The organism is Myxococcus llanfairpwllgwyngyllgogerychwyrndrobwllllantysiliogogogochensis, from assembly GCF_006636215.1.
Classification (GTDB): domain Bacteria; phylum Myxococcota; class Myxococcia; order Myxococcales; family Myxococcaceae; genus Myxococcus; species Myxococcus llanfairpwllgwyngyllgogerychwyrndrobwllllantysiliogogogochensis.
Genome location: NZ_VIFM01000072.1, coordinates 14228 through 38388, shown reverse-complemented (window position 1 = coordinate 38388; position 24161 = coordinate 14228). Strand labels below are relative to the sequence as shown.

37 protein-coding genes are annotated in these 24161 nt (G+C 65.5%); 1 reads left to right on the top strand and 36 read right to left on the bottom strand.

The features are described 5' to 3' along the window. Positions 1 to 68 precede the first annotated feature (68 nt). The 36 genes from rplQ to FJV41_RS19320 form a co-directional block, all read right to left on the bottom strand. Positions 69 to 482, bottom strand: a complete 414-nt coding sequence (rplQ, locus tag FJV41_RS19495; RefSeq protein WP_141644012.1) for a 50S ribosomal protein L17 — start codon at positions 480 to 482, stop codon at positions 69 to 71. A 182-nt stretch (positions 483 to 664) separates the two neighbouring features. Beyond that, on the bottom strand, positions 665 to 1687 hold the full coding sequence (locus FJV41_RS19490) for a DNA-directed RNA polymerase subunit alpha (RefSeq protein ID WP_141644011.1): 1023 nt from the start codon (positions 1685 to 1687) through the stop codon (positions 665 to 667). Positions 1688 to 1844: 157 nt separating this feature from the next. Continuing rightward, the gene (gene rpsD, locus FJV41_RS19485) at positions 1845 to 2471 is read right to left on the bottom strand and encodes a 30S ribosomal protein S4 (RefSeq protein ID WP_141644010.1); all 627 of its coding nucleotides are present in this window, start codon (positions 2469 to 2471) and stop codon (positions 1845 to 1847) included. Between the two features lie 71 nt (positions 2472 to 2542). After that, entirely contained in the window at positions 2543 to 2983 is a 441-nt protein-coding gene (gene rpsK / locus FJV41_RS19480) for a 30S ribosomal protein S11 (protein WP_141644009.1), read from the bottom strand. 62 nt (positions 2984 to 3045) lie between these two features. Then, a complete protein-coding gene (rpsM, locus tag FJV41_RS19475; protein WP_141644008.1) occupies positions 3046 to 3429 on the bottom strand; it encodes a 30S ribosomal protein S13 in 384 nt (127 codons plus the stop codon). A gap of 54 nt (positions 3430 to 3483) precedes the next feature. Then, positions 3484 to 3600: a 50S ribosomal protein L36 gene (gene rpmJ, locus FJV41_RS19470; protein ID WP_002633586.1), complete on the bottom strand. Its 117-nt coding sequence runs from the start codon at positions 3598 to 3600 to the stop codon at positions 3484 to 3486. Between the two features lie 75 nt (positions 3601 to 3675). Next, positions 3676 to 3894 (bottom strand): translation initiation factor IF-1, encoded by a 219-nt coding sequence (infA, locus tag FJV41_RS19465; RefSeq protein WP_002614803.1) that lies wholly within the window; start codon positions 3892 to 3894, stop codon positions 3676 to 3678. Positions 3895 to 4045: 151 nt separating this feature from the next. Further along, positions 4046 to 4762, bottom strand: a complete 717-nt coding sequence (gene map, locus FJV41_RS19460; protein WP_281291452.1) for a type I methionyl aminopeptidase — start codon at positions 4760 to 4762, stop codon at positions 4046 to 4048. 139 nt (positions 4763 to 4901) lie between these two features. After that, positions 4902 to 5555, bottom strand: a complete 654-nt coding sequence (locus tag FJV41_RS19455) for an adenylate kinase (RefSeq protein ID WP_141644006.1) — start codon at positions 5553 to 5555, stop codon at positions 4902 to 4904. 163 nt (positions 5556 to 5718) lie between these two features. After that, positions 5719 to 7065 (bottom strand): preprotein translocase subunit SecY, encoded by a 1347-nt coding sequence (gene secY / locus FJV41_RS19450; RefSeq protein ID WP_141644005.1) that lies wholly within the window; start codon positions 7063 to 7065, stop codon positions 5719 to 5721. A 134-nt stretch (positions 7066 to 7199) separates the two neighbouring features. Then, a complete protein-coding gene (gene rplO / locus FJV41_RS19445) occupies positions 7200 to 7727 on the bottom strand; it encodes a 50S ribosomal protein L15 (RefSeq protein WP_141644004.1) in 528 nt (175 codons plus the stop codon). A gap of 19 nt (positions 7728 to 7746) precedes the next feature. Next, positions 7747 to 8016 carry a 50S ribosomal protein L30 gene (rpmD, locus tag FJV41_RS19440; protein WP_141644003.1) on the bottom strand — a complete coding sequence of 90 codons (270 nt, stop codon included), beginning with the start codon at positions 8014 to 8016 and terminating at the stop codon, positions 7747 to 7749. A 2-nt stretch (positions 8017 to 8018) separates the two neighbouring features. Then, a complete protein-coding gene (gene rpsE, locus FJV41_RS19435; protein ID WP_046714290.1) occupies positions 8019 to 8540 on the bottom strand; it encodes a 30S ribosomal protein S5 in 522 nt (173 codons plus the stop codon). Positions 8541 to 8559: 19 nt separating this feature from the next. Continuing rightward, positions 8560 to 8916 (bottom strand): 50S ribosomal protein L18, encoded by a 357-nt coding sequence (rplR, locus tag FJV41_RS19430; protein WP_141644002.1) that lies wholly within the window; start codon positions 8914 to 8916, stop codon positions 8560 to 8562. A 108-nt stretch (positions 8917 to 9024) separates the two neighbouring features. Beyond that, positions 9025 to 9591: a 50S ribosomal protein L6 gene (gene rplF / locus FJV41_RS19425; RefSeq protein WP_141644001.1), complete on the bottom strand. Its 567-nt coding sequence runs from the start codon at positions 9589 to 9591 to the stop codon at positions 9025 to 9027. Between the two features lie 64 nt (positions 9592 to 9655). Next, entirely contained in the window at positions 9656 to 10060 is a 405-nt protein-coding gene (gene rpsH / locus FJV41_RS19420; RefSeq protein WP_141644000.1) for a 30S ribosomal protein S8, read from the bottom strand. Positions 10061 to 10251: 191 nt separating this feature from the next. After that, positions 10252 to 10437 (bottom strand): type Z 30S ribosomal protein S14, encoded by a 186-nt coding sequence (locus FJV41_RS19415; RefSeq protein WP_015350175.1) that lies wholly within the window; start codon positions 10435 to 10437, stop codon positions 10252 to 10254. Between the two features lie 26 nt (positions 10438 to 10463). After that, positions 10464 to 10994 carry a 50S ribosomal protein L5 gene (gene rplE, locus FJV41_RS19410; RefSeq protein ID WP_174459338.1) on the bottom strand — a complete coding sequence of 177 codons (531 nt, stop codon included), beginning with the start codon at positions 10992 to 10994 and terminating at the stop codon, positions 10464 to 10466. A gap of 303 nt (positions 10995 to 11297) precedes the next feature. Beyond that, on the bottom strand, positions 11298 to 11627 hold the full coding sequence (rplX, locus tag FJV41_RS19405; protein ID WP_141643998.1) for a 50S ribosomal protein L24: 330 nt from the start codon (positions 11625 to 11627) through the stop codon (positions 11298 to 11300). Positions 11628 to 11673: 46 nt separating this feature from the next. Further along, positions 11674 to 12042 (bottom strand): 50S ribosomal protein L14, encoded by a 369-nt coding sequence (gene rplN / locus FJV41_RS19400; protein ID WP_046714296.1) that lies wholly within the window; start codon positions 12040 to 12042, stop codon positions 11674 to 11676. A gap of 66 nt (positions 12043 to 12108) precedes the next feature. Continuing rightward, a complete protein-coding gene (gene rpsQ / locus FJV41_RS19395) occupies positions 12109 to 12435 on the bottom strand; it encodes a 30S ribosomal protein S17 (RefSeq protein ID WP_174459322.1) in 327 nt (108 codons plus the stop codon). A gap of 92 nt (positions 12436 to 12527) precedes the next feature. Next, on the bottom strand, positions 12528 to 12743 hold the full coding sequence (gene rpmC / locus FJV41_RS19390) for a 50S ribosomal protein L29 (protein ID WP_174459337.1): 216 nt from the start codon (positions 12741 to 12743) through the stop codon (positions 12528 to 12530). A 43-nt stretch (positions 12744 to 12786) separates the two neighbouring features. Then, complete coding sequence (rplP, locus tag FJV41_RS19385) at positions 12787 to 13206, bottom strand: 50S ribosomal protein L16 (RefSeq protein ID WP_141643995.1); 420 nt, start codon at positions 13204 to 13206, stop codon at positions 12787 to 12789. Between the two features lie 66 nt (positions 13207 to 13272). Further along, positions 13273 to 13935, bottom strand: coding sequence for a 30S ribosomal protein S3 (gene rpsC, locus FJV41_RS19380; protein ID WP_002633602.1), 663 nt, complete (start codon positions 13933 to 13935; stop codon positions 13273 to 13275). Between the two features lie 40 nt (positions 13936 to 13975). After that, the gene (rplV, locus tag FJV41_RS19375; protein WP_141643994.1) at positions 13976 to 14320 is read right to left on the bottom strand and encodes a 50S ribosomal protein L22; all 345 of its coding nucleotides are present in this window, start codon (positions 14318 to 14320) and stop codon (positions 13976 to 13978) included. Positions 14321 to 14355: 35 nt separating this feature from the next. Next, positions 14356 to 14643: a 30S ribosomal protein S19 gene (gene rpsS / locus FJV41_RS19370; protein ID WP_046714300.1), complete on the bottom strand. Its 288-nt coding sequence runs from the start codon at positions 14641 to 14643 to the stop codon at positions 14356 to 14358. A 15-nt stretch (positions 14644 to 14658) separates the two neighbouring features. Continuing rightward, positions 14659 to 15504: a 50S ribosomal protein L2 gene (rplB, locus tag FJV41_RS19365; protein ID WP_141643993.1), complete on the bottom strand. Its 846-nt coding sequence runs from the start codon at positions 15502 to 15504 to the stop codon at positions 14659 to 14661. Positions 15505 to 15539: 35 nt separating this feature from the next. Further along, a complete protein-coding gene (locus FJV41_RS19360; RefSeq protein ID WP_141643992.1) occupies positions 15540 to 15833 on the bottom strand; it encodes a 50S ribosomal protein L23 in 294 nt (97 codons plus the stop codon). Then, positions 15830 to 16453: a 50S ribosomal protein L4 gene (gene rplD / locus FJV41_RS19355; protein ID WP_141643991.1), complete on the bottom strand. Its 624-nt coding sequence runs from the start codon at positions 16451 to 16453 to the stop codon at positions 15830 to 15832. The genes FJV41_RS19360 and rplD overlap by 4 nt, the downstream gene beginning before the upstream one ends. A 53-nt stretch (positions 16454 to 16506) precedes the next feature. Further along, a complete protein-coding gene (gene rpsJ, locus FJV41_RS19350) occupies positions 16507 to 16815 on the bottom strand; it encodes a 30S ribosomal protein S10 (protein WP_002633608.1) in 309 nt (102 codons plus the stop codon). Between the two features lie 201 nt (positions 16816 to 17016). Beyond that, positions 17017 to 18207, bottom strand: coding sequence for an elongation factor Tu (gene tuf, locus FJV41_RS19345; protein ID WP_141643990.1), 1191 nt, complete (start codon positions 18205 to 18207; stop codon positions 17017 to 17019). Positions 18208 to 18350: 143 nt separating this feature from the next. Next, the gene (gene fusA / locus FJV41_RS19340) at positions 18351 to 20429 is read right to left on the bottom strand and encodes an elongation factor G (protein WP_141643989.1); all 2079 of its coding nucleotides are present in this window, start codon (positions 20427 to 20429) and stop codon (positions 18351 to 18353) included. 147 nt (positions 20430 to 20576) lie between these two features. Next, positions 20577 to 21047, bottom strand: a complete 471-nt coding sequence (gene rpsG / locus FJV41_RS19335; protein ID WP_011553340.1) for a 30S ribosomal protein S7 — start codon at positions 21045 to 21047, stop codon at positions 20577 to 20579. A 147-nt stretch (positions 21048 to 21194) separates the two neighbouring features. Beyond that, complete coding sequence (gene rpsL / locus FJV41_RS19330) at positions 21195 to 21566, bottom strand: 30S ribosomal protein S12 (RefSeq protein ID WP_043408969.1); 372 nt, start codon at positions 21564 to 21566, stop codon at positions 21195 to 21197. A gap of 212 nt (positions 21567 to 21778) precedes the next feature. Next, positions 21779 to 22264, bottom strand: coding sequence for a ribosomal protein S18-alanine N-acetyltransferase (gene rimI / locus FJV41_RS19325; RefSeq protein ID WP_141643988.1), 486 nt, complete (start codon positions 22262 to 22264; stop codon positions 21779 to 21781). Beyond that, on the bottom strand, positions 22261 to 22962 hold the full coding sequence (locus FJV41_RS19320) for a hypothetical protein (RefSeq protein WP_181790765.1): 702 nt from the start codon (positions 22960 to 22962) through the stop codon (positions 22261 to 22263). Before FJV41_RS19320 ends, rimI begins: the two co-directional genes overlap by 4 nt. A 112-nt stretch (positions 22963 to 23074) precedes the next feature. On the opposite strand from FJV41_RS19320, the gene FJV41_RS19315 reads away from it, so the two are divergent. Continuing rightward, entirely contained in the window at positions 23075 to 24088 is a 1014-nt protein-coding gene (locus FJV41_RS19315; protein WP_141643986.1) for a DnaJ C-terminal domain-containing protein, read from the top strand. Positions 24089 to 24161 lie beyond the last annotated feature (73 nt).

Genomic DNA, 24161 nt, shown 5'->3' with positions numbered 1-24161 from the left:
TCCCCACGGGAAGAGCGCCCTCTGCGTTTCCACCAGCCCCTCCTCACGAAGGGGCATGGAGACGGGCCTTACTCGGCCTTGGTCTCTTCGGCGGGAGCGTCGGCGGCGGGCGTGGCCTTCTTCTCGGGCCGGTCCACCAGCTCCAGCAGCGCCATCTCCGCGGCATCACCCCGGCGGAAGCCGAGGCGGATGATGCGGGTGTAGCCGCCGGGACGCGTGGCGTAGCGGTCCTTGTACTCGCTGAAGACCTTCTGCAGCACGTCGCGGTCCTTCACCGTCCGAGCCGCCAGACGCACGTTGGAGAGCCCACCACGCTTACCCAGCGTGATGATGCGCTCCGCCAGCTTCCGGGCCTCCTTGGCCTTGGGAACCGTGGTGCGGATGGCCTGGTGCTCGAGCAGCGAGGTGACCATGTTGTTGAGCATCGCGAGCCGGTGGCTCGTGGTGCGGTGCAGCTTTCGTTGTCCGACCTTGTGACGCATCGTCGTGCTCCGGGTCCCCGCGTGGGGGCCACCACTCCGGCCGTATCAGGTACCGGGTGGGAAGGGCGAACCCGACACGAGGCTCGCCACTGCTGGTTGGGCCTGGTCAACCGCACCAGTCCCCTTCCCTCCGCGCCGCGTGCTGCCATGTCGCGGGCACGGAGGAAAGTACCACGAAGACTCTACGCCTTCGGCGCCGCCGGGGCCGGAGCCTGCTTCGGGGGCCAGTTCTCGAGCTTCATGCCGAGCGACAGGCCCATCTCCGCGAGGATCTCCTTGATCTCCTTCAGCGACTTGCGGCCGAAGTTCTTCGTCTTGAGCATCTCGGCCTCGGTGCGCTGCACCAGGTCGCCGATGGTCTTGATGTTCGCCTGCTGCAGGCAGTTGGCGGAACGCACCGACAGCTCCAGCTCATCCACCGAGCGGAACAGGTTCTCGTTCAGCTTCGCCTCTTCCTTCGGCGCCTCGGCGATGACCGGCTCCTCCGTCTCGTCGAAGTTCACGAAGACGGTGAGCTGCTCCTTGATGATCTTCGCCGCGTACGCCACCGCGTCCTGAGGGGACACCGAGCCGTCCGTCCAGACCTCGAGCGACAGCTTGTCGAAGTCGGTGACCTGACCGACGCGCGCGTTGGTGACCTGGTAGTTCACCTTGCGGGTGGGCGAGAACAGCGAGTCGATGGGGATGGTGCCGATGGGCGCGCCGATCACCTTGTTCGAGTTGGCCGGCACGTAGCCACGGCCGCGGCGGCACGTCAGCTCCATGCGGAGCTTGCCACCCTCGGAGATGGTGCAGATGTGGTGACCCGGGTTGAGGATCTCCACGTCGGCGTCGGTGATGAGGTCGCCCGCCTTCACTTCCTTGGGCCCTTCCGCCTCGATGCGCAGCGTCTTCGGCTCGTTCGTGTGCATCCGAAGGAGGACTTCCTTCAGGTTCAGCACGACGTCCGTGACGTCCTCGGACACCTCGGGGATGGTGGTGAACTCGTGGTCCACGCCCTCGATCTTCACCGAGGTGATGGCCGCGCCCTGCAGCGACGACAGGAGCACCCGGCGCAGCGAGTTGCCCAGGGTGGTACCGAAACCACGCTCCAGCGGCTCCGCGATGAACTTCCCGTAGGTGGGCGTCAGGCTGTCCTGGTCCACCTCCATGCGGCGCGGCTTGATGAGGTCACGCCAGTTCTTCGCAATGTACGTATCAGCCATGGTGTACGACTCCTCGAGACGTGCGCCACCACCGACTTACCCACCGGAAGGGCGGGAGGATGGCCACGTAGGGGACTGCGATAAAGCACGACGCCCCGGCCTCGTCGGCCAGGGCGTTGAGTACGTCGTCCAGGCCCGAATTGGCCTGGCGCGGCGATTACTTGGAGTAGAGCTCCACGATGAGCTGCTCCTGGATGGGCATGGTCAGGTCCTCGCGGTTGGGGACCGTGCGAACCGTGCCCTTGAACGACTTCTTGTCCAGGTCGATCCACTGCGGAACGCCACGGCGGTCCACCGTCTCCAGCGCCTCGGAGATACGGAGCACCTTGCGGCTCTTCTCCACGACCTCGACGGACGTGCCGGGCTTGATGGAGAACGAGGGGATGTTGACCTTGCGGCCGTTCACCTGGAAGTGGCCGTGGCGGACCAGCTGGCGCGCCTCGTTGCGGGTATCCGCGAAGCCCATGCGGAACACCACGTTGTCCAGGCGGAGCTCCAGCTGCTGCAGGAGGTTCTCACCCGTCTTGCCCTTGGCGGCGGACGCGCGGTGGTAGTAGCCGCGGAACTGGTTCTCCAGCAGGCCGTACATGCGCTTGACCTTCTGCTTCTCGCGCAGCTGCACGCCGTAACCAGAGAACTTCACGCGGCCCTGGCCGTGCTGGCCGGGGGGATACGGGCGGCGCTCGATGGCACACTTGTCCGTGTAGCAGCGGTCGCCCTTCAGGTACATCTTGAGGTTTTCGCGCCGGCAGATACGGCAAGCGCTCGCGGTGTAACGGGCCACAGACTTCTCCTTAAAGGTGATCTGGAGCCGCCCCCACGCCGGTGGCGCGAAGGGCGGCCCGGACGAAGGGGTTAGACGCGGCGGCGCTTGGCCTGACGGCACCCGTTGTGCGGGATGGGCGTCACGTCGCGGATGAGGTTGATCTTCAGACCGGCGGCGGCCAGCGCGCGCAGCGCCGACTCACGGCCCGCGCCCGGACCCTTCACGAACACGGACACGTTCTTCAGCCCGTGCTCCATCGCCTTCGCCGCGGCATCACCGGCGGCCACCTGAGCGGCGAACGGGGTGGACTTGCGGCTTCCCTTGAAGCCACGCGCCCCGGCCGAGGACCAGGAGATCACGTTCCCGGACACGTCCGTGATCGTGATGATGGTGTTGTTGAACGTGGACTGGATGTGGACCACGCCATTGAGAATGCTCTTCTTGCCCTTGCGCTTGGCCTTCTTCGCGGCAGGGGCCTCGCCCTCGGTGCCCGTGGGCGCCGCAGCCGAAGTATTGGTCTCGTCAGCCATGTGAGTTGCTGCTCCTGAGAGGAGGTGATCGACGCCGGCACCTCACGGGCCGGCGCTGCGGTTTACCGAGCCGGAGCGGCCGGCTTCGCCCGAACGATGCCGCGCTTGGGACCCTTGCGGGTACGCGCGTTGGTGTGGGTGCGCTGGCCACGGACAGGCAGGCCCTTGCGGTGACGGAGACCCCGGTAGCAGCCCAGATCCATCAGGCGCTTGATGTTCATCGTCACTTCACGCCGGAGGTCACCCTCGACCTTGTAGCTGGCCTCGATGATCTCACGGATCTTGCGAGCCTGGTCCTCGGTGAGGTCCTTGGTCCGGGTGGTGGGATCGATGCCCGCCGCCTCGATGATGTCTTGCGCGGACTTGTTGCCGATCCCGTAGATGTACTGAAGCGAGATCACGGCGCGCTTGTTGGGCGGCAGGTCGATGCCGGCGATACGAGCCATCTTCGGTCTTCCTTCTGGAGTGGAGTTGGTCTGGAGCCAACAGCCTGTCGGCGGTTAGCCCTGGCGCTGCTTGTGCCGGGGGTTGGAAGCGCAAATCACGCGCACGATGCCCTTGCGGCGAACAACCTTGCACTTGTCGCAGATCTTCTTGACGGACGCCCGAACCTTCATGGAGCGAACTTCCTTCCTTCGAACAGATGAAAAGCCATGAGGGTCGCCACCCTAGTCCCAGAGCGGCGCCCTTTTCTACTTCGCCCGGTACGTGATCCGTCCGCGCGTCAGGTCGTACGGAGACAGTTCGACCTTCACCTTGTCTCCCGGGAGGATGCGGATGAAGTGCATCCTCATCTTGCCCGAGATGTGCGCGAGCACCTTGTGGCCATTATCCAGCACCACGCGGAACATCGCGTTGGGGAGGGGCTCCATCACCGTCCCCTCAACTTCGATGGAATCATCCTTCGGCAAGCGTCAAACCCTCTTCCCGGACCACGAACCTTCTGGAAGCGCGGCGGATTATCACTTTGGTCCGCAAGTGGCAAGCGTCCCGCGCGGGAAAACTCGGATTCCTACCAACCCACCATAACACCCTCATATTTCACCCGCAGTCCCGGCCCCTTCACGCCCCTCGGGTGAGCACCTCGGCTCCGCCATCCGTGATGAGGATGGTGTGCTCGAAGTGGGCGGACAACTTCCGGTCCGCCGTCACCGCCGTCCAGTCATCGTCCAGGAGCTCCACCTCGTGGGTTCCCTGGTTCACCATCGGCTCCACCGCGAGGACCATCCCCGACCGGAGCTTCATCCCCGCCCCCGCCTGCCCATGGTTGGGCACGTGGGGGAGCTCATGGAGCTTCCGGCCAATCCCATGGCCGGTAAAATCCCGGACGACAGCGTACCCCCGAGCCTCCACGTGCCGCTGGACGGCATGCCCGATATCCCCCAACCGGTTGCCCGGCTTCATGGCCTGGATGGCCTTGTGGAGGGACTCACGCGTCGTGTCCAACAGGGACCTGGCCTCGGCTGACACCTTTCCCACCGCCACCGTCCTGGCCGCGTCCCCGAACCACCCCCGGTACGACACCCCGAAGTCGAGCTTCATCAGGTCGCCCTCGGCCAGCTTCCGCCGCTTGCTGGGGATGCCGTGGACCACCTCATCGTTGATGGAGGCACATAGCACACACGGAAAGCCGAGGTAGCCCTTGAACGCCGGCCTGGCGCCCCGCTCCGCCGTCAGCCTCTCCGCCAGGGCATCCAAGTCCCAGGTGGTGATTCCCGGAGCGACCGCCTTTTCCAGCGCGTCCAGGACATCGGAGACAATCCGACCCGCCTGGCGCATGAGGGCTATCTCGTCCCGGGATTTGCTCGCCACCTGGCTCATCAGCGCTCCGTACGCGCCATCCGCGCACGGAGAACGGGTGGCAAGCGGCAATGGGCGCCGCAAGCGCCCAACGTCCGCTCGCCGGCCCGTCCGGCCATCAGACCTTGCCCCGACCCGCGGCGCTCTTGATCTCCTCGTAGATGCCGTCTGGCGAGCCCACACCGTCCACGCTCTTGAGCACGCCCTTCTTCGCGTAGAAGGCCTTCAGCGGGGCCGTCTCCGCGTCGTACTTCTGGAGGCGCTTCTCGATGACGTCTGGCATGTCATCCGGACGCTGCACCAGCCCCGTGCCGCACTTGTCACAGTACCCCGCGCGCTTCGGCGGGCTCTGATCCACGTGGTAGACGCTGCCGTCCACGGGGCAGACGCGCCGGCCGGAGCCACGCTCCACCAGCGTCGTGTGCGGCACCTCGAGCGAGACGACCGCGTCGAGCTGCTTGCCCAGCCGCCCCAGCATCCTTTCCAGCGCGTCAGCCTGGCCCGGCGTGCGCGGGAAGCCATCCAGCACGAAGCCCTGGGCCACGTCTGACTGCTTCAAGCGCTCCTCGACGATACCGATGACGACTTCGTCCGGCACGTACTGGCCCGCCGCCATCAACGGACCCGCGACCTTCCCCAGCTCCGTCCCCTCCGCCACTGCCTTGCGGAGAATGTCACCGGTGGAGATCTGCGGGATGTGGAAGTCGGCGAAGAGCTTCTTCGCCTGGGTACCCTTCCCCGCGTTCGGCGGTCCCAACAGGATCAGGTTCATGTGCTCCTCTCAGCTCCCAAGGAAGGCACGGAAGTCGTCGGCCACGAAGCTTCCAAGCGCCCCCCATGTGCACCACCGAATACCTTGAACGACTCCATCCCGGAACGACGAGGCGCCCCTCCCCACGACGGGGAGAGGCGCCCGGGACGTGGAACGTCGTGACTCAGGCCGCCACGCGCACCCGGCCGCGGATGCGGGGGCCACGCGGCCCGGCGAAGCCTTCGTAGTTGCGGCTGATGAGGTGACCCTCGATCTGCTGCACCGTGTCCAGCGCCACGCCCACCACGATCAGCAGCGCGGTGCCGCCGAAGGTGAAGCGAACGTTGAGCATGCCGCTGATGACGGATGGAATCACACAGATGACCGCCAGGTACAGCGCACCACCGAACGTGAGCCGGTTCAGCACTCGCTCGATGAACTCCGCCGTCTGACGACCCGGACGAATGCCCGGGATGTAGCCGCCCTGCTTCTTGATGTTGTCCGCCACGTCATCCGGCCGGAAGGTCAGCGCCGTGTAGAAGTAGGCGAAGAAAATGACCATCAGCACGAAGAGGCCGTTGTAGATCCACAGGTTGCCTTCGATGGCGCGCTGCAGGTCCTGCAGGAACGGGAACCACGTGCCCAGCGTGGCCGGGAACGACAGCACCGCGCCCGCGAAGATGGGAGGGATGACGCCAGCGGTGTTGACCTTCATCGGGAAGTACGTGGCCTGGCCCGCGAACATCCGGCGGCCCGCCATGCGCTTGGCGTACTGGATGGGGATGCGGCGCATGCCGCGCTCCACATAGACCACCACCGCGATGATGAGGAGCATGAAGACCAGCAGCGCCAGGACCTCGGCCACCGCGATGACTTCCTGCCGCGTCAGGTCCAGCAGCGACTTGGCGCCCGGGAGCACGCCAGCGACGATGCCCGCGAAGATGATGAGCGAGATGCCGTTGCCGATGCCGCGCTCGGTGATGCGCTCACCCAGCCACATGATGAACGCCGTACCAGCCGTCAGGCTGATGACCGTCATGAAGGTGAACCAGACGCTGTCGTCCGGAACCACCACTTGGTTGAAGCCACTCTGGCCCCCATCGGAGCGCCCCAGGGACGCCAGCCACCGGGAGATTCCAATACCCTGGATGACGGAGAGGACGATGGTGCCGTAGCGGGTGTACTGATTGATCTTCTGCCGCCCCGCGGCGCCCTCCTTCTGCAGCCGCTCCAGGCTGGGGATGACCACCGCCAGCAGCTGCATGATGATGGAGGCGCTGACGTAAGGCATGATGCCCAATCCGAAGATGGACATCTGCTCCAGCGCGCCGCCGGAGAAGAGGTTGAACAGCGACACCAGTCCGCCCGACTGCTTCTGGGCGTCCATGAAGGCGTTCATCGCGGCCCGATCCACGCCGGGCGTATTGATGAAGATGCCGATGCGGTAGACGGCCAGCAGGGCTAGCGTATACGCAAGCCGGCTGCGCAGCTCCGCGATGCGGAAGACGTTGGCGAAGGCATTGAGAGCCACGGGGTAGCCATCCTCTTCGTGAGGGTTCTGCCAGGACGACAAAACGCCCCTGTTCCACGGACGGGAAAGGGGCGCAGAAGCCTACACAAGCGAAATGGCGCGCACCACCGTCAAGTGATGCGCGCCGAACATGCTCAAGCCTTGGGCTGCCGAGGGGCCTTGACGCCCTTGCCAGCATGGGCCTTCGCGGCCGCTTCGGGCTTGTGGGCCATCAGCGGAAGGACATCCACCGCGCCGCCCGCCTTCTCGACCGCGGACTTCGCGGCCTCGGAGGCCTTGTGGACACGGATGGTGACCTTCTTGGTCAGCGCGCCGTGTCCCAGCAGCTTCACGCCGTGGTAACGACCCTTGACCAGACCGACCTTCTTCAGAGAGGCCTCATCCACCGTGGAGCCCGCGTCGAAGTGGGTGTCCACATCCGACAGGTTCACCACCGCGTACACCGTGCGGTTGGGGGAGTTGAAACCAAACTTCGGAAGGCGGCGCTGCAGAGGGCTCTGACCGCCCTCGAAGCCCTCGAACCGCATATTGCCGGAACGGGCCTTCTGACCCTTGCCACCGCGGCCGGCCGTCTTGCCCAGGCCAGAACCCTGGCCGCGACCCACCCGCTTCTTGCGGTGCCACGAGCGCGAGGGACGCTTCAAATCGTGCAGAGTGCTCATTGTCTCAGTCCTCTCGTGCTCAGGCCTTGGTCTGCTTGGCCTGGTAGGCGCGCGCGCGATCCCGCAGGGCGATCTTGCGCGGCTTGCGGCGCTTCGGCGCCGGCGCCTCGGTGCTCACCGTCTCCAGGGAGACCAGGTGCTTCACCTTGAACGCCATCCCACGGATGGCAGGGGTGTCCTTGAGCAGGCGCTCTTGACCAAACTTCTTCAGACCCAGGCCACGGATGGTGGCCAGCATGTCCTCGGAAGCGCCCGCGTAGCTCTTCGTCAGCTTCACCTTGAGCGCCATGACTAGCCCCTCTGCTCCCCGGCGAGCTTCGCCGACTCGACGTCCTTGCCACGCAGCCGCGACACCTGCGCCGCGCTCCGCAGCAGCTTCAGGCCAGCAACCGTGGCCTTCAGCACGTTGTGCGGATTCCGCGAACCCTGGCTCTTCGTCAGGATGTTGCGGATGCCCGCCGCCTCAAGAACCGCGCGCACCGCGCCACCGGCGATGACGCCCGTACCTTCGCTGGCCGGCTTCAACAGCACCCAGCCGGCGCCGAAGTGCCCGAGCACCTCGTGCGGAATCGTGTGACCCATGAGCGGGACGCGGAAGAGATTCTTCTTCGCGTTCTCGCCACCCTTGCGGATGGCCTCGGGGACCTCGTTGGCCTTGCCCAGGCCGACGCCCACGTGTCCAGCGCCGTCGCCCACCACCACCAGGGCGGCGAACGAGAACCGGCGGCCGCCCTTCACGACCTTGGCCACGCGGTTGATGTTCACCACGCGGTCGGTGAGGTCCAGATCGTTCGGATTGATCGGAGTTGCCACTTGGAAATCCTTTCGAAAGCTAGAACTTCAGCCCGGCCTCGCGCGCGGCGTCAGCCACGGCGGCGATGCGCCCGTGATAGGGGAAGCCGTTGCGGTCGAACACCACCGCCTCGACGTTGGCAGCCTTGCACTTCTGCGCGATCAGGGCACCCACCCGCTTCGCGTCCGCCTTCTTGTCGCCTTCGTCCTGGCCCTTCAGGTCCTTGGACAGCGACGAGGCAAACGCGAGGGTCTTGCCAGTGGTGTCGTCCACCACCTGCGCGTAGATGTGCTTGAGGCTCTTGTAAACGGAAAGCCGCGGCCGCTCGGTGGTGCCCGAGAGCTTCTTGCGGATGCGGTTCTTCCTCTTGAGACGGGAATCGATCTTCGTCGGCATGGCTGCTTCCTTGTCCTTCCGGCGGCGATGCGGACTTCCGCCGCCGGATGATGCCGTCGGACCCCACGGGCCCGACGGGATTGGGAACCCTCAGGACAGACGAAACGACTAGGTCGTTCCGGTCTTGCCCTCCTTACGGCGGATGCGCTCCTCGGAATACTTGATGCCCTTGCCCTTGTACGGCTCAGGCGGACGCAACGAGCGGATGTTCACCGCCGTCGCGCCAAGCGCTTCCTTGTCCGCCGAGCGGAGCGTCAGCCCCACGGTGGGGAGGCTGTCCTCGGTGCGGGCCGCCTTGTCGACTTCGGCCGTCACACCCTCCGGCAGGTTGAACACCACCGGGTGCGAGTAGCCCAGCGCGAAGTGGATGGCCTTACCCTTCACCTCGGCGCGGAAACCAACGCCGCGGATGTCCAGCTTCCTCTCGAAGCCGGTGGACACGCCCTTCGCCGCGTTCGCGAGGATGGTGCGGGTCAGGCCGTGCAGGCTGCGCGCCTCGCGAGAATCATCCTCGCGCAGCACGTTGACCTGGCCGTCCTTGATCTCCACCTTGACCCGGGCGGGCAGCTTCACGGACAGCTTGCCCTTGGGGCCCTCGAAATTCACCTGCTGGCCGGCGACGATGGCCTTCGTCTTGTCGCCGAGCTTGATCGCCAGTTTTCCAATCCGACTCATGGTTGCCTCGGTCCTGTATGCCCGGGGCGCGCACTCTCACGAGGCGCGGCCACCAGGCAGCTGGCTAGTAGACGGTGCAGAGCAGCTCGCCGCCCGCCTTCTGCTTGCGGGCCTCGGAGTCCACCAGGATGCCGCGGGACGTGGACAGGATGGAGATACCCATTCCACCCAGCACCTGCGGGATGTCGCTCACGCCGCAGTAGCGGCGCAGGCCCGGCTTGGACACGCGGCGGATGCCGGTGATGGCGGGGCTGCGGTCCGGACCGTACTTGAGCTGCACGGTGATCTCGCTCTGCGGCGAGCCCTCGGGGGTGGCGACGGCGAACTCCCCGATGTAGCCCTCATCCTTGAGGACCTTGATGATCTCGAGCTTGAGCTTCGAGTGGGGAATGACGACCTTGTCGTGACGCGCGCGCGAAGCATTGCGCAGGCGGGTCAGCATGTCGCCAACAGGATCATTGACCGGCATGAGCTACCTTCCAAGCAAGAGCCCTCATCGAGCATCTCGCGTTCGCGGCCGCCGCGCCTGCCGGGCCCATCCCGGGGGTTCGCGCCGACCGCCACTGCTGAGGTTGAAACTTCGATTGAGCGAGCTCCTCCCGGAGCGCGCCCAGGGTGCCGATGAGCCCTTCCGAGCCCTTCAGCACCCTGCCCTTCCGGCTACCAGGACGACTTGGTGACGCCGGTGATCTCGCCGCGCAGCGCACGGTTGCGCAGGCAGATACGGCACATCTTGAACTTGCGAAGGAAGGCGCGCGGCCGACCGCACAGCGGGCAGCGGTTGTACTGGCGCACGGCGAACTTCGGCTTGCGCTTCGCCTGGGCGATCTTGGAGAGCTTGGCCATTGTCTTGAGGTCCTTGGCTCGAGGGCTTACTGACGGAACGGCAGGCCGAAGTGACGCATCAGCGCCAACCCCTGCTCGTCGTTCGCGGCGGTGGTGACGAAGCTGATGTTGAGCCCCTTCACCTTCTCGATCTGGTCGTAGTTGATCTCAGGGAAGATGATCTGCTCGCGCACGCCGAGCGTGTAATTGCCCTTCCCGTCGAAAGCCTTCGGGGACACGCCCTTGAAGTCACGCACGCGCGGCAGCGCCACGGTGATGAGGCGGTCCATGAACTCGTACATGCGAGTACCACGCAGCGTCACGGCGGCACCGATGGCCTGACCCTGACGCAGCTTGAAGTTCGCGATGGACTTGCGAGCGCGCGTGACGATGGGCTTCTGACCCGTGATCGCCGCGAGCTGGTCCACCGCCGACTCCAGGATCTTGTTGTTGGCGAGTGCCTCGCCGAGACCCATGTTGACGACGATCTTCTGGAGACGCGGAACCTCCATCGGGTTCTTGAGGCCCAGCTCCTTCATCAGGGCGGGCACCCCTTCCTTGCGGAAGCGCTCCTTCATGCGGGCCGGCTTGCTCTCGAGGCCTTCCTCGATGTTCGCCGCGAAGCCAACCTTCTTGGCCTCTTCCTTCTTGCCCCGCTTCGCCTTCTTTTCCTTCTGGTCCGGCTTCTTCTCGTCAGCCATCGTCGTATCCTCTGCTTCGGGGCGCCGTTGTGGACCCAGCGCGTCCGATCAGTCCTTCATCTGGAAACTGAAAACACCGCGAGGGCCCCGGAACCACCCAGGCCCTCGTTGCCTGCACTCCCCCCTACCCGCCCACCAGGGCGGGCAGAAGGGCGCGCATACATGCCCCAACAGGGACTCCTAGTCAATCAGCGCGTCGCAGTTCTTGCAGAACCGCTGGAGCTTCTCGCCCTCGGTCTTGACCCCCACGCGGGTCGGCTTGTCGCACTTGGCGCACACGACCTGGACATTCGCCAGGGCGATGGTGCCGGGCTTCTCGACAATGCCACCCTCGGGATTCTGGGGCGTCTTCTTCTGGTGACGCTTGACCAGGCGCAGACCCTCAACTGTCACGCGACCCGCCTCGCGGTCGATCTTCAGCACCTTGCCGCGCTTCGTCGCAGGACTCTTCTCGGAGGCTTCGGCCCCGGCCATGACCTGGACCGTGTCTCCCACTTTCATCTTCTGCATGGCTTCCTCGTCTCTCTGGCTGCTCGCCGTCCGGCCTGCGGTCCTCTCAGAGGACTTCGGGCGCCAGCGAGATGATCTTCATGAACTTGCGGGCGCGGAGCTCACGGGCCACCGGCCCGAAGATGCGCGTACCAATGGGCTCCATGTCCTTGTTGATGAGGACCGCGGAGTTGCCATCGAACTTGATGAAGCTGCCGTCGGGACGACCCACCTCGCGCTTGGTGCGGACGATGACGGCCTTGGCCACGTCACCCTTCTTCACCTTCGAGTTGGGCAGCGCCTCGCGGATCGACACGACGATGACGTCGCCGATGGACGCGTACTTGCGCTTCGAACCGCCGAGCACCTTGATGCAGAACACCTTCTTCGCGCCCGAGTTGTCCGCCACGTCGAGCACGCTCGTCATCTGAATCATCTGAGAATCTCCTATCGCCGGTGACTCCACCACACCGCCTCACGGCCGCGCAGGTGGAGGTGCGTGCTAGACGTTCTTGCTCTTCTCCAGCACCTCGACCACACGCCACCGCTTGTCCTTCGAGGCAGGCTTGGTCTCGGCGATCCGGACCCGATCACCCTCGTTGATGGTGATCTTCTTCGGATAGTCGTGGTCCTCCACGTGCGCCTTGTACTTCTCGCGCAGGCTCATGATCTTCCCGTACTTCGGGTGGGGAGCCCGGCGCTGGACGGTGACCACGACCGTCTTCTGCATCTTGTTGGAGGTGACGATTCCCACGCGCGTCTTCGGACGGCCGCGGGAGGAGGTCTCTGCCTTGGGCGCTTCAGTCGTTTCAGCCATCTTTGTTCTCACTGTCTCTCATGCACCCGGGCGCTCTCGCGTCCCGGATGGCCGCACGCACCCGCTTCCGGGCGAGCGCGCTTGGAGGAATCGCGACGTCGGCCTTAGGCCTTCGCCGCCTTCTTCTTCTCGCCGAGAACCGCCAGCACCCGGGCCAGGTCACGCCGGTGCAGGGTTCGCTCCGCCGGGCTGTCCAGCGAGCCGGTCCGCCGCTTGAGCTGGTCCTGGAACAGCGTCTCACGCAGTTCCGTCGCCCGCCGCTGCAGGTCGTCCGCCGACAGCTCCCTCAGTTCCTTCGCAGTCGCCATTGCTATCTCCACATGCGTGCGGGAGCCCACCCGAAGGCGGCTCCCGCCGCGGTGCCTAGAGGCTCAGGTCCGTGCGCGTCACGATACGCGTGAGCACCGGCAGCTTCGCCTGCGCCAGCTTCAGCGCCCCCGTGGCCACCTCGGTCGTCATCCCCTCCATCTCGTAGAGGATGCGGCCGGGCTTCACCACCGCGACGTAGTACTCCACGCCACCCTTACCGGTACCCATTCGGGTCTCGGCGGGCTTCTTGGTGATGGGCTTGTCCGGGAAGATTCGGATCCAGATCTTGCCGCCGCGCTTCACGTGGCGGGTCATCGCGATACGAGCCGCCTCGATCTGCCGGGACGTAATCCACCCCGGCTGCAGGCTCATCAGGCCGAACTCACCGTAGGTCAAGTCGCTGCCACGGTGCGCGGCGCCGGGCGTGCGGCCCTTGTGCATCTTGCGGTACTTCGTACGTGCAGGCTGAAGCATCGTCGCTGTCCTTCACTGCCCTGCCCCGGGCGCCCTCTCTCGAGAGCGCCCAAAGCGGGAGGGCTCTTAGCGGTTGGAAGGCATGGGGGCCTGGCCGCCCTTGCCCGGGAGAACCTCGCCCTTGCAGACCCAGACCTTGCAGCCGATCTTGCCGTAGGTCGTCTTGGCCTCGGCGAAGCCATAGTCGATGTCCGCGCGGAGGGTGTGCAGGGGCACGCGGCCCTCGCGGTACCACTCGTAGCGAGCCATCTCGGCGCCACCCAGGCGGCCCGAGCAGGCCACGCGGATGCCCTTGGCTCCGAACTTCATCGCAGTCTGAAGCGCCTTCTTCATGGCGCGACGGAACGCGATGCGACGCTCGAGCTGCGTGGCGATGTTCTCCGCCACCAGCTGCGCGTCGGTCTCCGCCTTGCGGACCTCGACGATGTTGAGGAAGACCTCGTTCTTCGTGAACTGCTGGAGGTCCTTCTTCACCGTCTCGATGCCCGCGCCGCGCTTGCCGATGACGATACCCGGACGCGCGGTGTGGACGTTGACCTTCACCTTGTTGGCTGCGCGCTCGATCTCCACCTTGGACACGCCCGCGTGGTTCAGCGACTTCTTCACGAACTCGCGGATGCGGATGTCTTCATGGAGCCACTGCGCGTAGTTCTTGTGCTCGAACCACTTGGAGTCCCAGGTCTTGATGACGCCAAGCCGGAACCCGATCGGATGAACTTTCTGTCCCAACGTGAATCTCCTTGAACGTCCGGGCTGGGCCCGACGGGTCCTACTTCTTGGCCTCGGCCAGCACCACATGGACGTGGGCGGTCTTCTTCTTGATCGGGGTGGCCCGACCCATGGCGCGCGGCATGAACCGGCGCTGGGTAGGACCCTGGTCCACCGAGATGGTCTTGACGTAGAGCGTGTCCACGTCGACCTGACCCTTGGACAGGTCCGTCGCGTTGGCCACGGCGCTCTTGATGAGCTTCTCCACCGGCAGGGCCGCGGCGCGCTTGGTGAACTTCAGGATGTTGAGGGCAGCCTCGACGGGCTTGCCCCGGATGAGCGCCGCAACGACAGACAGCTTGCGGGGGCTCATGCGCAGGAAACGCAGATGTGCAGTCGACTCCATGGTCATCTCCTCAGGCTCTCAGGCAATGCGCCAGGCTACTTGCCCGGGGCCTTGGCGACCTTCTTCTCCGCCGAGTGTCCACCGAACGTACGCGTCGGGGCGAACTCGCCGAGCTTGTGGCCCACCATGTTCTCCGTGACGAACACCGGGATGAACTTCTTCCCGTTGTGCACCGCGAAGGTGTGACCCACGAACTCCGGAAGGATGGTGGAGCGGCGGGACCACGTCTTCACGACAGTCTTCTTGTTCGTCTTGATCATGTCCTCGATCTTCTTGACGAGGAAGTCGTCGACGAACGGACCCTTCTTGATCGAACGAGCCATGGCTTGCGAATCCTCTTACTGGCTGCGCGCGCCCTGGCGGCGGCCGCTCACGATGAACTTGTCAGTACGCTTGTTGGTGCGCGTGGTCAGACCCTTGGTCTTCTTGCCCCACGGCGACACCGGGTGCGGGTTGCCCTGACCGGACTTACCCTCACCACCACCGTGCGGGTGGTCCACGGGGTTCATCGCGAGACCACGAACCGTCGGGCGGATGCCCAGCCAGCGGCTCTTACCCGCCTTACCGATGCGGATGATCTCGTGCTCGATGTTACCCACCTGGCCCACGGTGGCGCGGCACTCGATGAGGACCATGCGGACGGTTCCAGAAGGCATACGCACCTGCGCGTAGCGGCCCTCCTTCGCCATCAGCTGTCCAGAGGTTCCTGCGGAGCGGATGACCTGGGCGCCACGGCCCGGCTTCAGCTCCACGTTGTGGATGATGGTACCCACCGGGATGTTCTGCAGCGGCAGGGAGTTGCCCGGACGGATGTCGGCGGTCTCGCCGGCGAACACCGTGTCGCCCACATTCAGGCCCACCGGGGCCAGGATGTAGCGCTTCTCACCGTCCGCGTACGTCAGCAGGGCGATGTTGGCGGTGCGGTTCGGGTCGTACTCTACCGCGGTGACCTTGGCCGGCACGCCGTCCTTGTCACGACGCTTGAAGTCGATGACGCGGTAGCGGCGCTTGTGACCACCACCCTGGTGACGTCGGGTGATGTGTCCGTGCACGTTGCGGCCACCCGAGCGCTTCAGCGGCTCGGTCAGCTTCTTCTCGGGCGCGTCCTTGGTGATGTCCGCGAAATCGGACACCGTCATGTGACGGCGGGCGGCGCTTGTCGGCTTGTACTTCTTGATGCCCATGGTGTGTTCCTCAGGCTGACCTCAACGCCGTAGCGTCAGGCCGCCCCTCCCTCGAAGAGTTCGATCGAGTCGCCTTCCTTGAGGGTGACGACCGCCTTCTTGAAGTTGGGCCGCTTGCCGATGCTCCGACCCACGCGCTTGATCTTGCCGCGAACGACGTTCGTGTTGACGCCCTCGACGGTGACCTTGAACAGCGTCTCCACCGCGCGAGCCACGTCGTGCTTGGTGGCCTTGCGGTCCACGATGAACGAGTACTGGCGGAACTTCTCGCGGGCCTTGTCCAGCTTCTCGGTGATGAGCGGGCCCTTGATGACGTCGCTGAGATTCATGAGAGCGCCCCCTCGAGGGTCTTCGCGGCCGCGGAGGTGAGCACGAGGTGCGAGTGCTTCAGAACGGCCTCGAGGTTGAGACCCTCGGGAGGAAGCACGTCGAACTTCGCCAGGTTCCGCACGCTGCGGTGCAGGTTGGTGTTGCTCTTCTCGTCCACCACGAGAGCGTTCTGCAGCTTCAGGCGCTTGGTGAGCGCCTCGAAGGCCTGCTTGCTCTTGGGGGCGTCCAGGGAGAACCCGCTCAGGATGATGAGCGTCTTCTCCTTGGCGCGCAGGGACAGCGCCGACTTCAGCGCGCCGCGACGCACCTTGCGGGGCGGGCGGTAGAAGTAGTCGCGAGCCTTGGGCGCCATCGCCTTGCCGCCGCCCACCCAGTGGGAAGCGCGGATGGAACCCTGGCGGGCGCGGCCGGTGCCCTTCTGCTTCCAGGGCTTCTTGCCGCCGCCGCTGACCAGCGAGGTGTTCTTCACACCCACCGTGCCGCGACGCCGGTTGATCTGCTGCATCTTCGCGACCTCGTAAAAGAGGTGCGCGTTCGGCTCAGCGCCGAAGATGTCGTCGGAGAGCTCAATCTCCGACACCTTCTTCAAATCGAGGTCGACAACGTCAAACTTCGCCATGGCACTTTCCTCGCGGGGGTCGGAGTGAAACCACTCGGACGCCCACCCGCTTCCTAGGACTTGATCTCGACGTCAACGCCGGCCGACAGATCCAGCTTCATGAGCGCATCCAGCGTCTGCTGCGTGGGCTCGAGAATATCGAGCAGGCGCTTGTGCGTGCGGATCTCGAACTGCTCGCGGCTCTTCTTGTCCACGTGCGGCGAACGCAGCACCGTGAACTTGTTGATGCGCGTAGGAAGGGGGATCGGACCGGCCACCTTCGCGCCCGTGCGCTTGGCCGTCTCGACGATCTCACCCGCGCTCTGGTCCAGGAGCTTCGAGTCGTATGCCTTCAGCCGGATGCGGATCTTCTGTGTCGCCATTCGCAAGAACCTCTTAGAACGAACTTTGTGCCAACGCCCCGGGAGGCGCTACGACCGACGTCCCCTGGTTGTCACAGAGCCGTTTCTTCAGAACGAAGGGGCGCGGTGATTACCATCCCGCCCCGGTGTATGCAACTGGATTTCCTCCGGCTCCCTGGAAATTCCCCGAGGGGATGTCCATGGGAGCCGGGAGGAGGCCTGCTACTCGATCACTTCCGCCACGACGCCGGCGCCCACCGTGCGGCCACCCTCGCGAACAGCGAAGCGCAGCTCCTTGTCCATCGCCACCGGGGTGATGAGCTCCACCTCGATCGCGATGTTGTCGCCCGGCATCACCATTTCCACGTTCTCAGGCAGCTTCACCGTTCCCGTCACGTCCGTCGTGCGGAAGTAGAACTGGGGACGGTATCCCTTGAAGAACGGGGTGTGGCGACCACCCTCTTCCTTCGACAGCACGTAGATCTGCGCCTTGAACTTGGTGTGCGGCTTGATGCTGCCCGGCTTGGCCAGCACCTGCCCGCGCTCCATGTCCTCGCGCTTCAGACCACGCACCAGCGCGCCGATGTTGTCTCCCGCCCGGCCCTCATCCAGCAGCTTGCGGAACATCTCCACGCCCGTGACGACGGTCTTCTGCGTATCGCGCAGACCGACGACTTCAACTTCCTCGCCAACCTTGATGATGCCACGTTCCACGCGGCCCGTCGCCACCGTTCCACGGCCGGCGATGGAGAACACGTCTTCCACCGGCATCAGGAAGGGCTTGTCCGTCGCGCGCTGCGGCGTCGGAATGTAGCTGTCCACCGCCTCCATCAGCTTCAGGATGGCGCCCTCGCCGACCTCGCTCGTATCACCCTCGAGCGCCTTCATGGCGGAGCCAGGGACGATGGGAATCGAGTCGCCGGGGAAGTCGTACTTCTTCAGCAGGTCCCGGACTTCCATCTCCACGAGCTCGCGCAGCTCGGGGTCGTCCAGCAGGTCCACCTTGTTCAGGAAGACCACGATATACGGGACACCGACCTGGCGCGCCAGCAGGATGTGCTCACGCGTCTGGGGCATCGGGCCGTCCGCGGCCGACACCACGAGAATCGCGCCGTCCATCTGCGCCGCGCCCGTGATCATGTTCTTCACGTAGTCGGCGTGACCCGGGCAATCCACGTGCGCGTAGTGCCGGTTCTTCGTCTGGTACTCCACGTGCGCCGTGGAGATGGTGATGCCGCGCTCACGCTCTTCCGGCGCCTTGTCGATCTGGTCGTACGCCAGGAACGTGGCGCCGCCGGTCTTCGCCAGCACCTTCGTGATGGCCGCCGTCAGCGACGTCTTGCCGTGGTCCACGTGTCCGATCGTGCCGATGTTCACGTGGGGCTTGTTACGCTCGAACTTTTCCTTGGCCATGACAACTCCTCAACCGGGGCTGAGCCGGTCAACCACCCGGCGCGTCTCGAATCCCGCAAAACTCACTGCGAAGGTGCTGCGTCCTGCTCCAAACCCGCCACAACGTCAACTGAAATCGCCCGCAGGGCCGCCTGCCGTGGCCGTCAGTACCGGTTCAGCGCCGTCTTGGGCGCTGGCGCGTAGTGACTGAACTGCATCGTGTACGTCGCCCTTCCCTGGCTGCGGCTGCGCAGGTCTGTCGAGTACCCGAACATGGCGGCCAGGGGGACCTGCGCCTGGATGGCCTGCAACCGGCCGGGCCGGGGCGCCATGCCCATGACCTTGCCGCGGCGGCCGTTGAGGTCGCCAATCACGTCGCCCATGAAGTCGTCAGGCGTGACGATTTCACAGCTCATGATGGGCTCGAGCAACACCGGGGAGGCCGCGCGCACCGCGTCCTTGAAGGCCAGGGAGCCGGCGATCTTGAACGCCATCTCGCTGGAGTCCACGTCGTGCATGGAGCCGTCGTAGGCCTCCACCTTCACGTCGACCATGGGGTAGCCCGCCACCGGACCGTTCTGCAGGGCCTCGGCGACGCCGTCGCGGACCGCGTCCACGAACTCCTTGGTCACCGCGCCGCCCGTCACCTTGTTCTCGAAGGCGAAGCCCTTGCCAGGCTCGTTGGGCATCACCCGAAGCCAGATGTGGCCGTACTGGCCCCGGCCGCCCGTCTGACGGATGAACTTCCCCTCGGACTCCGTCTGGGTGGTGATGGTCTCGCGGTACGCCACCTGCGGCTTGCCGATGTTCGCGTCGACCTTGAACTCGCGCAGCAGCCTGTCGACGATGATCTCCAGGTGCAGCTCGCCCATGCCGGCGATGATGGTCTGCCCCGTCTCCTCGTTCGTCTTCACGCGGAACGACGGGTCCTCCATCGCCAGGCGCTGGAGCGACTGGATGATTTTGTCCTGGTCCGCCGTGGACTTCGGCTCAATCGCGATGTCGATGACCGGCTCGGGGAACTCCATCCGCTCCAGGATGATGGGCTGCTTGTCGTCGCAGAGCGTGTCGCCGGTGCTGGCCAGCTTCAGCCCCACCACCGCGCAGATGTCACCGGCGTAGCACTCGGTGAGCTCGTCCTTCTTGTCCGCGCGCATCTGCACCAGGCGGCTGACGCGCTCGCGCTTGCCCTTCACCGAGTTCCACACCGCCGTCCCCGCCTCCAGCTTCCCGGAGTACACGCGAAGGAACGTCAGCGTCTGGGACTGGAACGCCGGGTCGTTCATGATCTTGAACGCGAGCGCGCTGAAGGGCGCATCGTCCCGCGTCTCGCGGATGGCATCCTCGCCCTTGGGCGTCTTGCCATGCACCGGGGGGATATCCAGCGGGCTCGGCAGATAGTCGATGACCGCGTCCAGCAGCGGCTGCACGCCCTTGTGGCGGAACGCCGATCCGCAGAACACCGGGAACAGCTTCAGCGCCACACAGCCCTTGCGGATGGCCGCGCGGACCTCCTGCTCGGTCAGCTCCAGGCCCTCCAGGAACTTCTCCGTCAGCGCGTCGTCCTGCTCCGCCGCCGCCTCGAGCAGTTCCGCGCGCGCCGCCTCCGCCTGCTCGCGGTAGTCTTCCGGAATCTCCGCGACGTCGTAGCGACTGCCCTGCTCCGAGTCGACGAACACCAGCGCCTTCATCGTCAGCAGGTCGATGACGCCGCGGTGCTTGTCCTCGGCCCCCAGCGGCAGCTGCATCCGCACCGCGCGCGCGCCCAGCTTCTCGCGGATGGTGCTCACGGACATCTCGAAGTCCGCGCCCACCCGGTCCATCTTGTTGATGAAGCAGATGCGGGGGACCTTGTACTTGTCCGCCTGACGCCAGACGGTTTCGGACTGCGGCTCCACGCCGTTCACCGCGTCGAACACGGTGATGGCGCCGTCCAGGACGCGCAGCGAACGCTCCACCTCGATGGTGAAGTCGACGTGCCCCGGGGTGTCGATGATGTTGACGCGGTAGCGATGCTCACCGCGACTCCAGAAGGCGGTGATGGCCGCCGACGTAATCGTGATGCCGCGCTCGCGCTCCTGGACCATCCAGTCCGTGGTGGTGTTCCCCTCGTGCACCTCGCCCATCCTGTGGATGGCGCCGGTGTAGAAGAGGATCCGCTCGGTGGTGGTCGTCTTGCCGGCATCGATGTGCGCCATGATGCCGATGTTGCGGTAGCGCTCCAGGGGATGCTCGCGAGCCATTGCGTCGGTACCTCTCCATGAGGGCGGGAGGGCACAGGGCCCCGTCTCACGTACCCACCCGGACGATTTCAGAGAACCTGCTTCACCTAAAGAAACCGCCCGGATGCAACCTCTGCATCCGGGCGGGATACCGCGAGGCCGAAAGACCTACCAGCGGTAGTGCGCGAAGGCCTTGTTGGCTTCCGCCATCTTGTGCGTGTCTTCACGCTTCTTCACCGCGTTACCGCGGTTGTTGGCGGCGTCCATGATCTCGCCGGCCAACTTCTCCTGCATGGTCTTCTCGCCACGCGCCTTGGAGTACGTGATGATCCAACGCATCCCGAGGGCAACGCGACGGTCCTGACGGACCTCGACGGGCACCTGGTAGGTGGCGCCACCGACGCGGCGGCTCTTGACCTCAAGCACCGGCTTGACGTTGTCGAGGGCCTTCTTGAACGTCTTGAGGGGGTCTTCCTTCGCGCGCTCTTCGATGAGGGCAAAGGCTCCGTAGCAGACGCCTTCCGCGATGGACTTCTTGCCCTTCCGCATCAGGTCGTTGACGAACTTGGTGACGAGCCGGTCCTGGAACTTCGGATCCGGAAGAATCTTGCGCTTGGCGACTACGCGACGACGAGGCATCTCTTCTCTCTTCCCTTACGCCCCACTCTCCTTGGAGAGTCGCTGCAACCGGGGCTTCTTGATCTGCTGAAGGAAACAACCAGGACGCTCCCCAGGGTGCGGGGCTCAACGTCCAAACTCTGAAACAACGAAGGTGGTCTGCTGCTCTCAGCTCGGGCGCTTGGCGCCGTACTTGGAGCGGCTCTGCTTGCGGCCCGCCACGCCCACGGAGTCGAGCGTTCCACGAACGATGTGGTAGCGCACACCCGGGAGGTCCTTCACACGACCGCCACGGATCATCACCACCGAGTGCTCCTGGAGGTTATGGCCCACGCCGGGGATGTAGGACGTCACTTCGATTCCGTTGGTCAGACGAACACGCGCCACCTTGCGGAGGGCCGAGTTCGGCTTCTTCGGAGTCGTGGTGTACACGCGGGTGCAAACGCCGCGCTTCTGGGGGCACTCCTTGAGCGCGGGGCTCTTGCCCTTGATGTTCAGCTTCTCGCGGCCCTTGCGGACCAGCTGGCTAATGGTCGGCACTGATACCTCTTCCTCGGGTTGGCCACCGCCAGAAATACGGGGCGGCGCATATCTACCTACAGGACTACTGAAAAGGGCCGCGAGTATAGGGACCGACCCCACCGTGTCAAGCACGGCATGACGCAGACCCGAACAGGTCAGCGCCAGCGAGGTCATTCCCAGTGACTCGACAACCCAGGGTACAACAGGTCGCTCCTCTACTCCGCGTGCGCTCAGAAGTCGAGGACCATCACCACCGCGTCCTCGCCCTCGTCCGCGTAGTAGTTCGGACGGATGCCCACCGGCCGGAAACCGAACGCGCGGTAGAGCTGGATGGCCGCCTCGTTGCTCTTGCGGACCTCCAGCGTGGCGAGGCAACAGCGCCGCCCCTTGCCCCGCTCGAGCACCTCTTCCATCACCGCCCTCGCCACGCCCCGCCGCCGATGCTGGGGCGCGGTGGCGACGTTGAGCACGTGAACCTCGTCGTGGACGATCCAGAAGATGGCCAGGCCCAGGAGTAGCGGTGGCCCGGACTCCTGGGCCTCTTCGACCAGGAGGATGGTGGACCACTCGTGCTGGAGCTCGCGCTTGAGCAACTCCTGCGACCACGGATTCTTGAAGGCCGCCTGCTCCAGCGCCATCACCGCGGCCAGGTCGTCCACCGTCATCTGACGGATCAGGAAGCCATGGGGCGCGCCATCCTCCCGCAGCCGCCTCATCGCTTCGCCTCCCGCGTGAAGGGCGCCACCCGACGCACCTGCGCCGAGGCCCGGACCTGAGCGAGTTCCTCCACCGCCAGGGCCGCATACCGCTCGCGGAAGAGCTTCTCCCGGATGACGTCTCGCACCGTCTCGTAGTCCGCGGGGTAGTCCGCCGAGTGCTGCTCGTAGTAGCGGCGAATCTCCGTCTCACCCACCTGGGCCCTCAGCCGGATGCGGCTGTCCAGGACGCGCTCGGCCCGCAGCCCCCGAGCCAGGACCGCCTTGAGCCCCTCCAGGTCCACGTCCCCGCGCGCCAGGAACCGCGCCAGCGCCGCGGGGCCACCGATGCGTGCGCGGAAGGACTCCAACCGCGCCTCCACCTCGGAGGGCTCGGCGGGGAACGCCTGGAGCCGGTCGGCGTTGAGCACCTGGACCCGCTGGTTGATGACCAGCTCCAGGGCGCCTCGGAGGGTCTCCTCGTCAAGAGGGGCATCGAGAGCCTGGACGCCGCCTCGCTGGACGAGGGCCACCCGGGCCTCGAACTCCAGCTCGCTCAAGGACAGGACCCGACCTTCGATGATGGCGACGACCCGGTCCACCACCCTGCCCCGCGCCTCCTTGGAGGCACCCTGGGCCCGAGCCTCGGAGACGGGCAGCACCAGGAGCCAGCCCGCCAACCACAAGGTCCCCGCTCCTGCTCGGCGCGGCGCTGCCATGGCCTCCCTCATCTTTCGGCGACTTTATACATCCGAGACCAGCCGAACAGTCCTTGCTGGCGCACTCCCACCGACTGGTTACTTTCATTCACGTACAGCCCGGCGGGAACAAATGGCGGACGACTACTACCAGATCCTCGGCGTTGATCGGACGGCCTCGGAGGAGGCCATCAAGAAGTCGTACCGGAAGCTGGCTCGGAAGTACCACCCCGACGTCAACCCCAACAACAAGGGCGCCGAGGAGAAATTCAAGCAACTCGGCAACGCCTTCGAGGTGCTGTCGGACCCGAAGAAGCGCAAGCTCTACGACGAGTTCGGCGAGGACGCGGAGAAGATAGGCTTCGACGAGAAGAAGGCGGAGGCCTATCGCCAGTACCGGGCCGCCGCCTCTCGTGGCGGGGCGGGCGGCATCCCCTACGAGGGTGAGGACTTCGACCTGGGCGACCTCTTCAACGACCTCTTCGGAGGACGCAGAGGTGCCGGAGGTTCCAGCCCAGGAGGCTTCGACCCCGGAGAGGTGTTCAACCGAGGCAGGCGCCGCCCCCCCATGGGCCCCGAGCGGGGCAACGATTTGTCCACCCAGGTTCGCGTCACACTGGGGGAAGCCGTCAACGGCGCGGAGCGGTCACTGTCCGTCACCCGGCCGGGACGGGGGGGGACCGGCCCGGACGAGCCCAGCCGCCTGACGGTGAAGATTCCCGCCGGCGTCCAGACGGGCTCCAAGGTGCGGCTCGCGGGCCAGGGCGCTCCTGGCCTGCGCGGCGGCCCACCGGGGGACCTCTTCATCGAAACGGAGGTGCTGGAGCACCCCCTGGTCCGCCGCGAGGGCGACGACCTGCACGTGGACCTCCCCGTGACGGTGTCCGAGGCGATGTTCGGCGCGGAGGTGCGCGTCCCCACCTTCCAGGGCGAGGTCACCGTCAAGGTTCCGTCAGCCTCCCAGTCCGGTCGGCAGATGCGGCTCAAGGGGCGCGGGGTACCATCCCTCAAGGGCGGAACCCCGGGCGACCTGTACCTTCATCTCCAGGTCAAGGTGCCGGATACCGACACCCCGGAGACGCGGGCCGCCGCGGAGACCCTGTCCAAGGCCTACCGCGACGATGTCCGTCGCGAGCTGACGCTCTGACCGTCTTGTCTCTTGTCCTGGGCGCCGCCCCGTCATAGACGGCCCCTCTACCTTCTTCCTCCTTACACGTCGC